Below are 9,870 nucleotides of genomic sequence, written 5' to 3' on the forward strand. Positions count from 1 at the left end.
GTCCACGTCAGGAGTGCTGTCCACGTCAGGAATCGCTGTTGTCCATGGCCATCTGGATCAGGTTGGCCACGTCCATGGCGTCGATCGAGGCGTCCGCGTCTTCGCCGTCGGGTGCGGCCGGGGCCGCGTCCGTGCTCTGCTCGGCCAGCCGCAGGAGGGCGTCCATCAGTCCCGCCTCGCGGATGCGGGCGATCGGCACGGCGGCGAGGGCTCGGCGGACTTCGGCGTCCGCCGGGTCGTCCAGCGGACCGTCCGCTTCGTCACCGGCGTCGGGCAGGAGTTCGGCGAGGAGTTGCAGGGACAGTTCCCCTGGGGTCGGGTGGTCGAAGACGAGGGTGCTGGGCAGGCTCAGTCCGGTCGCGGCGTTCAGGCGGGTGCGGAGTTCGACGGCGGTCAGCGAGTCGAAGCCGAAGTCCTTGAAGGCGCGGTCCTCGCGGACGGCCTCCGTGCCCGAGTGCCCGAGGACGGCGGCGACTTCCTCGCGTACCAGCTTCAGTACGGTCCGCTCGCGCTCGTCGCGCGAGGCGGCGGCGAGTCGCTCGCGCAGGGCGGCCGCGGCGTCGCCGGTTCCGGTCCCGTCGGCGGACACCGCGCCGGGTGCGCCGCCCGACGCGGCGTCCAGGGCGCGGCGGGCCTCCGGCAGGTCGTCGAGCAGCGGGCTCGGCCGCCGTACGGTGAAGGCCGGGGCGAACCGCTCCCAGTCGACGTCGGCGACGGTGACCAGGGCGTCGCGGGCACCGAGTGCGTGCCGCAGTGCGGCGACGGCCGACTCGGGCCGCATGACGGGCAGGCCCCGCTTGCGCAGGTGCGCCGCCGCCTCGTCGTCCCCGGCCATGCCCGAACCGGCCCACGGCCCCCAGGCGACCGACGTCACCGCACGCCGCTGGGCCCTGCGGCGCTCGGCGAGCCCGTCGAGGAAGGCGTTGGCGGCCGCGTACGCCGCCTGGCCGCCGCTGCCCCACACGCCGGCGATGGACGAGAACAGCACGAAGGCGTCCAGCGGGGTGTCGCCGAGCAGTTCGTCCAGGTGCGCCGCGCCCGCCGTCTTCGCCGTGACGATGGTGGCGAAGTCCTCCGGCCCCGTCTCGCCGATCACGCGGTCCTGGCCCAGGCCCGCCGCGTGCACGACGGCGCTGAGCGGCGCGTCCGCGGGGATCTCGTCCAGGAGCCGGGCCAGCGCGTCCCGGTCGGCCACGTCGCAGGCGGCGAGGGTGACCTTGGCACCCAACTCCTCCAGTTCGGCGCGGAGTTCGGTGGCGCCGGGCGCGTCGGGGCCGCGGCGGCTCGTCAGTACGAGGTGCCGGGCGCCGCCGCCCGCGCACCACCGCGCCACGTGGGCGCCGAGGGCGCCGGTGCCGCCGGTGATCAGTACGGTGCCGCGCGGCTGCCAGGGCCCGGCCGGGGCCGTGCTCCTGGGCGCCCGTACGAGGCGGCGTACGTGGACACCCGAGGGCCGGACGGCGAGTTGGTCCTCGGTGAAGTCGTCCGAGGCGGTGCGGGAGAGGAGGGTGGTGAGGTGAGTGGTGAGTCGGGTGGTGGTGGTCTCCGTGAGACCGAGGTCGATGAGGCCACCCCACATGTCCGGGTGCTCCAGGCCCACGACCCGCCCGAATCCCCATACCTGCGACTGCGCGACGCTTCGCACGGGCTCGGCGGCGCCGACGGACACCGCGCCGGACGTGCCGATCCACAGCCGTCCGCCGACCTCGGCGTCGACGACGGCCTGGGTCAACGCGAGGGTCGCGGCCATGCCCTGGGACAGGGACACCGAGTGCTCGTACGGGCGCTCGTCCAGGGCCAGGAGGGACAGCACACCGGCGAGGGGGGCATCCAGCTCCCGCAGCAGCGCCGTCAGCGCCGTACGGTCGGCGGCCTCGTCCCCGACGACGACGCGCCGGACGTCCGCCCCGGCAGCGGCGAGCGCGTCCTCGGCGGCCGCGCACCAGGCGTGTTCGGCCGTGGCCGCCGGGACCACCAGCGCCCAGGTGCCCCGGAGGGCCGGGCCGGTGCCGGGCGAGGAGTCGCCGGGCAGCGGCTTCCACGTGACCTGGTAGCGCAGGGCGTCCACCTCGTGCTGTTCCTGCTGCCTGCGGCGCCAGTTCGCGAGCGCGGGCAGCACCGACTTGAGGGAGGCCTCCTGGTCGAGTTCCAGCGTGTCCGCAAGGCCTTCGAGGTCCTCGCGCTGCACGACCTCCCAGAACTCGGCGTCCACGCCGACGCCCTCGCCGTCGGCCGCCGGACCGGAGTCCTTCGGCTGCGGCCAGTAGGTGCGGTGCTGGAAGGCGTACGTGGGGAGGTCGACGCGGCGACGTGCCTCGACCGGGGCGTACAGCGGCGTCCAGTCGACCTCGGCTCCGCGTACGTGGAGCTGGGCGAGGGCGGTCAGGAAGGTGTTCGGCTCCGGGCGGTCCTTGCGTACGGCGGCGATCAGACCGGTCTGCGCGGCCGGGTCGGTGATCGTGTCGTGCGCCATGGCGGTCAGGACGGAGTCGGGGCCGAGTTCGAGGAGTGTGGTCACGCCGAACTCGGTGAGGGCGCCGAGGCCGTCGTGGAAGCGGACCGCCTCGCGGACGTGCCGGACCCAGTACTCCGGGTCCTTCAGCTCGTCAGCGGTGGCGAGCCGCCCGGTCAGGTTCGAGACGACCGACAGCGCCGGGTCCTCGTACGTCAGGCTCTCGGCGACCTTGCGGAAGTCGTCGAGCACCGGGTCCATCAGGGGTGAGTGGAAGGCGTGCGAGACCTTCAGCCACCGCACCTTGCGACCCTGGCCCCGGAGTGTCCCCTCCAGTCCCTCCAGAACCTCGCGGTCACCGGAAAGCACCACCTGGGCGGGCCCGTTGACCGCTGCCACACCGACGCGGTCCGACACGTCCGCCAGCAGCGGCAGGACATCGCCCTCAGCTGCCTGCACGGCGAGCATCGCCCCACCCTCGGGCAGGGACTGCATCAACCTGCCGCGTGCGGCGACTAGTTGGGCCGCGTCCTCCAAGGACCAGAGCCCGGCTATGTACGCGGCCGTCAGCTCGCCGATCGAGTGGCCGCCGACGATTTCGGGACGTACGCCGAAGGACTCGGCCAGGCGGTACAGCGCGACTTCGACGGCGAACAGCGCGGGCTGCGCGTACCCCGTCTGCTCCAACGCCTCCGCGTCCTCGCCGAACATCACATCCTTCAAGGGCCGGTCGAGCAGTCCCTCCAGGTGCGCGCACACTTCGTCGAGCGCGTCCGCGAATACCGGGAAGGCCTCGTGCAACTCTCGGCCCATCCCGATCCGCTGGCTGCCCTGCCCGGTGAACACCACCCCGAGCCGCCCCTCGGTCACGGAGCCCAGGACGACTCCGGGCCCGCCGGAGGCGAGGGCCTCAAGACCGCCGAGGAACTCCTCCCGCTCCCGGCCGAACACCACAGCCCGGTGCTCATGCAGGGCCCGGCCCGACAACAACGACCAGCCCACGTCGGCAGGTTCGAGTTCAGGGCGCCCGGCCACGTGCTCGCGCAAGCGGCCGGCCTGCGCCCGCAGCGCCTCCGCACTCCGCGCCGACACCAACCACGGCACATTGGATAGAACGCTCGTTTTAGCGGACTCGGTGGTCTCCTCCGCCGGAGCCTGCTCCACGATCACGTGCGCGTTCGTCCCGCTCACACCGAACGACGACACACCCGCACGACGCGGCGCACTCTCACGCACCGACCACTCGCGCGCCTGCGTCAGCAGCTCGACAGCACCCGCCGACCAGTCCACATGCGTGCTCGGCTCGTCCACGTGCAGGGTCGGCGGCAGGACTCCGGCCCGCATCGCCATCACCATCTTGATGACGCCCGCGACACCGGCCGCAGCCTGCGTGTGCCCGATGTTCGACTTCACAGAGCCCAGCCACAGCGGCCGGTCGGCCGCCCGCTCCTGTCCGTACGTCGCGAGCAGCGCCTGCGCCTCGATCGGGTCGCCCAGCGACGTGCCTGTGCCGTGTGCCTCGACGGCGTCGACATCACCGGCCGACAGGCGGGCGTTGGCGAGGGCGGCCCGGATCACACGCTGCTGGGACGGACCGTTCGGCGCCGTCAGGCCATTGCTCGCCCCGTCCTGGTTGACCGCCGAGCCACGCACCACGGCCAACACCTCGTGGCCGTGACGCCGCGCGTCCGACAACCGCTCCAGAAGCAGCAGACCGACACCCTCACCCCAGCCGGTACCGTCCGCCGCCTCCGCGAACGCCTTGCACCGGCCGTCGGCCGCGAGCCCGCGCTGGCGGCTGAACTCGATGAAGGCGCTCGGCGTGGACATCACCGTCACGCCGCCGGCGAGCGCCATGTCGCACTCGCCCTGGCGCAGTGCCTGCGCGGCGAGGTGCAGTGCGACGAGGGCCGACGAGCACGCCGTGTCGACGGTCATGGCGGGGCCTTCGAAGCCGAAGGCGTACGACAGGCGGCCGGAGACCACGCTGGCGGCGTTGCCGGTGCCGATGTAGCCCTCGGCGCCGTCGGGCGCGTCCTTGAGGAGGTCCAGGTAGTCCTGGCCGTTGGTGCCCGCGAACACACCGGTGCGGCTGCCGTGCAGCGTCGGGGGCGCGATACCGGCCCGTTCGAAGAGCTCCCACGCGGTCTCCAGGAGGAGCCGCTGCTGCGGGTCCATGGCGAGGGCCTCGCGGGGCGAGATGCCGAAGAAGTCCGCGTCGAATCCGCCCGCGTCCGGCAGGAAACCGCCCTGGCGGGCGTAGGTGGAGCCGGGCGTCGCCGGGTCGGGGTCGTACAGCGCCGCCGTGTCCCAGCCACGGTCGGCGGGGAACTCGCCCAGCGCGTCGACGCCGTCCGCGACGAGCCGCCACAGGTCTTCCGGTCCGCATACGCCGCCGGGGAAGCGGCAGCTCATCGACACGATCGCGATGGGCTCGTCGTCGGCCGCCGTGCCCGTGGGCGACGACGCGGCGGCGAGGGTTTCGGTGGTGTCGCCGGTGAGGAGGTGGCCGGACAGGTAGTCGGCGACCGCGCGCGGCGAGGGGTGGTCGAAGACCAGGGTGGCCGGGAGGGTCAGGCCGGTCGCGGCGCCGAGCCGGTTGCGGAACTCGACCGAGGTGAGCGAGTCGAACCCGAGCCCCTTGAACGCGCCGTCCCCGGGCACGGCCTGCGTGCCGCCGTGCCCGAGCACGGCCGCGGCCTGGGACCGGACGAGGTCGAGCAGGGCCCGTTCGGCGTCCGGGCGGGCCAGGGCGGCCAACTGCTGCTTCAGGGGCGGGGTTTCGGTGTCGCCCGCGCCGGCGGAGTGGGTCGTGCGGGCGGCGGCCGCCTCCGGCAGGTCGTCGAAGAGGGTGCTGCGCCGGGTGGCGGTGAAGCCTTCGGCGAACCGGTCCCACACGACGTCGGCGACGACGAGCGCGGCGGCGGCCTGTCCCGGCGTCGACGCCGGGCCGTCCTCCGCCTGCGCGGCGTGCGCCGCCGCGTGCCGCGTCGCGCGGCGCAGTGCCTCGGTGGCGCGCGCGGGGTCCATGACGGGCAGTCCGGCCTGCCGCATCCGCTCCTCGGCGCCGTCGTCGGCGGCCATGCCGCTACCGCCCCACGGGCCCCAGGCGAGCGAGACGGCGGGCAGTCCGGCGGCGCGCCGCCGTTCGGCGAGGGCGTCGAGGAAGGCGTTCGCGGCGGCGTAGTTGCCCTGGCCCGGCGCTCCCACGGTCCCGGTGAGGGAGGAGAACAGGACGAAGGCGGACAGGTCGGCGTCGCGGGTCAGCTCGTCCAGGTGCCGGGCCGATTCCGCCTTCGCGTGGAACACGGAGGCGACGCGGTCCTCGGTCAGACCATCCAGCACTCCGTCGTCCAGGACTCCGGCGGTGTGGAAGACGCCGGTCAGCGGTGCGTCGTCGGGGATCTCGTCCAGGAGCCGCGCCAGCGCCTCCCGGTCCGCCGCGTCACACGCCGCGACGGTGACCCGTGCCCCCAACTCCTCCAATTCGGCCCGCAGTTCGGCTGCGCCGGGTGCGTCCGGGCCGCGGCGGCTCGTCAGTACGAGGTACTCGGCGCCCTCGCGCGCCAGCCACCGCGCGACGTGCGCGCCGAGGGCGCCCGTACCGCCGGTGACCAGAACCGTGCCACCGCTCGGGGACCACTCCCCCGCCGGTGCTTCGGCCCCGTCTGCGTCACCGAACGGGGCGCGCACCAACCGGCGTACGAACACTCCCGACCCGCGCACCGCCACCTGGTCCTCGCCCGACGCGGCCCCGAGGACCTGGGCGAGCCGTGTCGTTGTGCGCGTGTCCGGCGCCTCGGGCAGGTCGACCAGGCCGCCCCAGCGTTCCGGGTGTTCGAGGGCAGCGACCCGGCCCAGTCCCCACACCGCCGCGCGGTCGGCGTCGGCCACGGCGTCCGACGCGCCCACACTGACCGCGCCCCGCGTCGCCACCCACAGCGGGGCGGCCACGTCCGCGTCACCCAGGGCCTGGACGAGGACGAGGGTACGGAGCACTCCGGCCGGGACGCCTCCGAGGCAGGAACCGTCGCCGCAGGCCAGCAGGGACAGCACACCAGTCACGGATGTGTCCTGCTCCTGCCCCTCACTGTTGTCCGCGAGGGCACCCCTCAGCTTGTCCAGCAGCACGCCGCGGTCCGCGTCCCGCGGCTCCACCCGCAGCACGAGCGCCCGTGCCCCGCTCTGCTCCAACGCCCTTACGGACGCGTCGATCCACGGTTCCTCCGCCTCCCCGGCGGGGGCGACTACCAGCCAGGTGCCGGTGAGTCCGGCCCTCGCCGTCTTGGGCGACGGCTTCCACGTGATCCGGTACTGCCGGCGGTCCAGCTCGGACTGCTCGTGCCGCTGCCGCCGCCAGGCGGTCAGGGCGGGCAGCACCGACCGGAACGGCGCCTCCTCATCGACCTCCAAGGCACCCGCCAGCGCCGCGAGGTCCTCGTCCTCCACAGCCTTCCAGAACCTGGCGTCCACGGGGTCGGCGGCGTCGCCCGCCGTGGCCACCGCCGCCTGCTCCAGCGGGTTGAGCCAGTAGTGCTCGTGCTGGAAGGCGTACGTGGGCAGGTCCACGCGGCGGCGCGCCTCGACCGGCTGGAAGAACCGGGTCCAGTCGACGGTGACGCCGCGCACGTGGAGCCGGGCGAGGGCGGCCAGGAAGGTGTCCGCTTCCGGACGGTCCTTGCGCACGGCGGCGACGAGGCCCGCCTGCGCGGCCGGGTCCGTGATCGTGTCGTGCGCCATCGCGGTCAGGACGGAGTCCGGGCCCAACTCCAGCAGCGTCGACACGCCTTGCGCGGTAAGAGCGCCCAGGCCGTGGTGGAAGCGGACCGCCTCGCGGACGTGCCGTACCCAGTACTCGGGGTCCTGGAGCTGTGCCGACCCGGCGAGCTCACCGGTGACGTTGGAGACCACCGGCAGCTTCGGATCCTGGTACGTCAGGCCCCGGGCGACCGCGCGGAACTCGTCCAGGATCGGGTCCATCAACGGTGAGTGGAAGGCGTGAGACACCTTCAGCCACCGCACCTTCCGCCCCTGGCCACGGAGGGTCTCCTCCAGGCCTTCCAGAGCTGTGCGGTCACCGGAAAGCACCACCTGCGAAGGCCCGTTGACCGCGGCCACACCGGCACGGTCCTCCATGCCCTCCAGCAGCGGCAGCACCTCCGCCTCGGCCGCCTGGACGGCGAGCATCGCCCCACCCCCGGGCAGGGACTGCATCAACCTGCCGCGTGCGGCCACCAGTTGGGCCGCGTCCTCCAACGACCACACTCCGGCCACGTACGCCGCCGTCAGCTCGCCGATCGAATGCCCACCGACAACCTGGGGCCGCACCCCGAAGGACTCGGCAAGGCGATACAGCGCGACCTCGACGGCGAACAGCGCGGGCTGCGCGTACCCCGTCTGCTCCAACAGTCCGGCGTCCTCGCCGAAAATGACGTCCTTCAACGGGCGGCCCATCAGCCCGTCCAAGTGAGCGCACACCTCATCGAGCGCGTCCGCGAACACCGGGAACTTCTCGTACAACTCCCGGCCCATACCGATGCGTTGACTGCCCTGCCCGGTGAAGACGACCCCGAGACGCCCCTCGGCCACCGCGCCCGAGACCACCCCAGGCCCGCCGGAAGCCAGCGCATCGAGCCCGGCCAGGAACTCCTCCCGCTCCCGCCCGAAGACGACCGCCCGGTGCTCATGCGCAGCCCGGCCCGACAGCAACGACCAGCCCACGTTCACCGGATCGACGTCGGCCTGCGCGGCCATGTGCTCGCGCAGCTTCTCGGCCTGCGCCCGCAGCGCCTCCGCACTCCGCGCCGACACCAACCACGGCACGGCACTAAATAGAACGTCCGTTTTAGCGGACTCGGTGGTCTCCTCCGCCGCCGGAACCTGCTCCACGATCACATGCGCATTCGTGCCGCTCACGCCGAACGACGAGACACCGGCCCGACGCGGCGAACCGCCCGCCCGCTCGGCCCACTCACGAGCCTCCGTCAGCAGCTCGACAGCCCCCGCCGACCAGTCCACGTGCGCGTTCGGACGGTCCACGTGCAGCGTGCGCGGCAGCTGCCCGTGGCGCATCGCCATGACCATCTTGATGACCCCCGCGACACCGGCGGCGGCCTGGGTGTGGCCGAGGTTGGACTTCACCGAACCGAGCCACAGAGGTTCGCGGGCCCGGGACGGGCCTTCGGGCCGCTCCTGTCCGTACGTCGCGAGCAGCGCCTGGGCCTCGATGGGATCGCCGAGCGTCGTTCCCGTGCCGTGCGCCTCCACGGCGTCGACATCCGCCGCCGCGAGGCCGGCATTCGCCAGGGCGGCGCGGATGACGCGCTGTTGGGCGGGGCCGTTGGGGGCGGTGAGGCCGCTGCTGGCGCCGTCCTGGTTGACGGCGGAGCCGCGTACGACGGCCAGGACCTGGTGGCCGTTGCGGCGGGCGTCGGAAAGGCGCTCCAGGACGAGCAGTCCGACGCCTTCGCCCCAGCCGGTGCCGTCGGCCGCCTCGGCGAACGCCTTGCAGCGGCCGTCGGCCGCGAGGCCGCGCTGGCGGCTGAACTCCACGAACGTGTCCGGCGTCGACATGACGGTCACGCCGCCCGCCAGCGCCATCGTGCACTCGCCCTGGCGCAGCGCCTGCGCGGCCAGATGCAGGGCGACCAGCGAGGAGGAGCAGGCCGTGTCGATGGTGACGGCGGGGCCTTCGAGGCCGAACGTGTACGAGACGCGTCCGGACGCGATGCTGCCCGCGCTGCCGTTGCCGAGGTAGCCCTCGAATTCCTCCAGGCCCTCGGGGTTGCTGAGGATGCGGTTGCCGTAGTCGCCGTACATGACGCCGACGAAGACACCCGTCTTGGAGCCGCGTACGGACAGCGGGTCCACGCCCGCCCGCTCGAACGCCTCCCAGGTGGCTTCGAGGAGCAGGCGCTGCTGCGGGTCGATGGCGAGGGCCTCGCGCGGGGAGATGCCGAAGAACGCGGGGTCGAACTGTGCCGCGTCGTGCAGGAATCCGCCTTCGCGCGCATAGCTCTTGCCGGGGCGGTTCGGGTCGGGGTCGTGCAGGTCGGCGTCCCAGCCCCGGTCGTCCGGGAAGGGGGAGATCGCGTCGCCGCCCTCGGCGACGAGCCGCCACAGGTCTTCCGGCCCGGCGACCCCGCCGGGGTAGCGGCAGCTCATCGCGACGATGGCGATGGGTTCCCGGCTCTCGGACTCGGCGTCCTGCAGACGCTGCCGGGTCTGATGCAGATCCGCGGTAACTCGCTTGAGGTACTCGCGGAGTTTCTGCTCATTCGCCATTTCGGTGCGACTCCTTCAACGCAGAGGGCCGACCCCATCACATCGGCGGGAGGGCAGGAGCAACAACCCCTACCCTCCCCCTACGGACCCCTTTATGAATTTCTGTGAACTGCCTGCGGATTGCTCTGAGAATG

General features: G+C 73.2%; 1 protein-coding gene. It reads right to left on the bottom strand.

Annotated elements, in window-relative coordinates:
- Window positions 1-25: 25 nt before the first annotated feature.
- The gene (locus AC0KTA_RS04135) at window positions 26-9,736 is read right to left on the bottom strand and encodes a type I polyketide synthase (RefSeq protein ID WP_481053714.1); all 9,711 of its coding nucleotides are present in this window, start codon (window positions 9,734-9,736) and stop codon (window positions 26-28) included.
- Between the last annotated feature and the right edge of the window lie 134 nt (window positions 9,737-9,870).

The organism is Streptomyces sp. Y309 (assembly GCF_056712025.1).

Excerpts from the sequence above, each read along its gene's own strand:
- AC0KTA_RS04135 (WP_481053714.1), bottom strand. The coding sequence starts at position 9,736 with ATGGCGAATGAGCAGAAACTCCGCGAGTACCTCAAGCGAGTTACCGCG.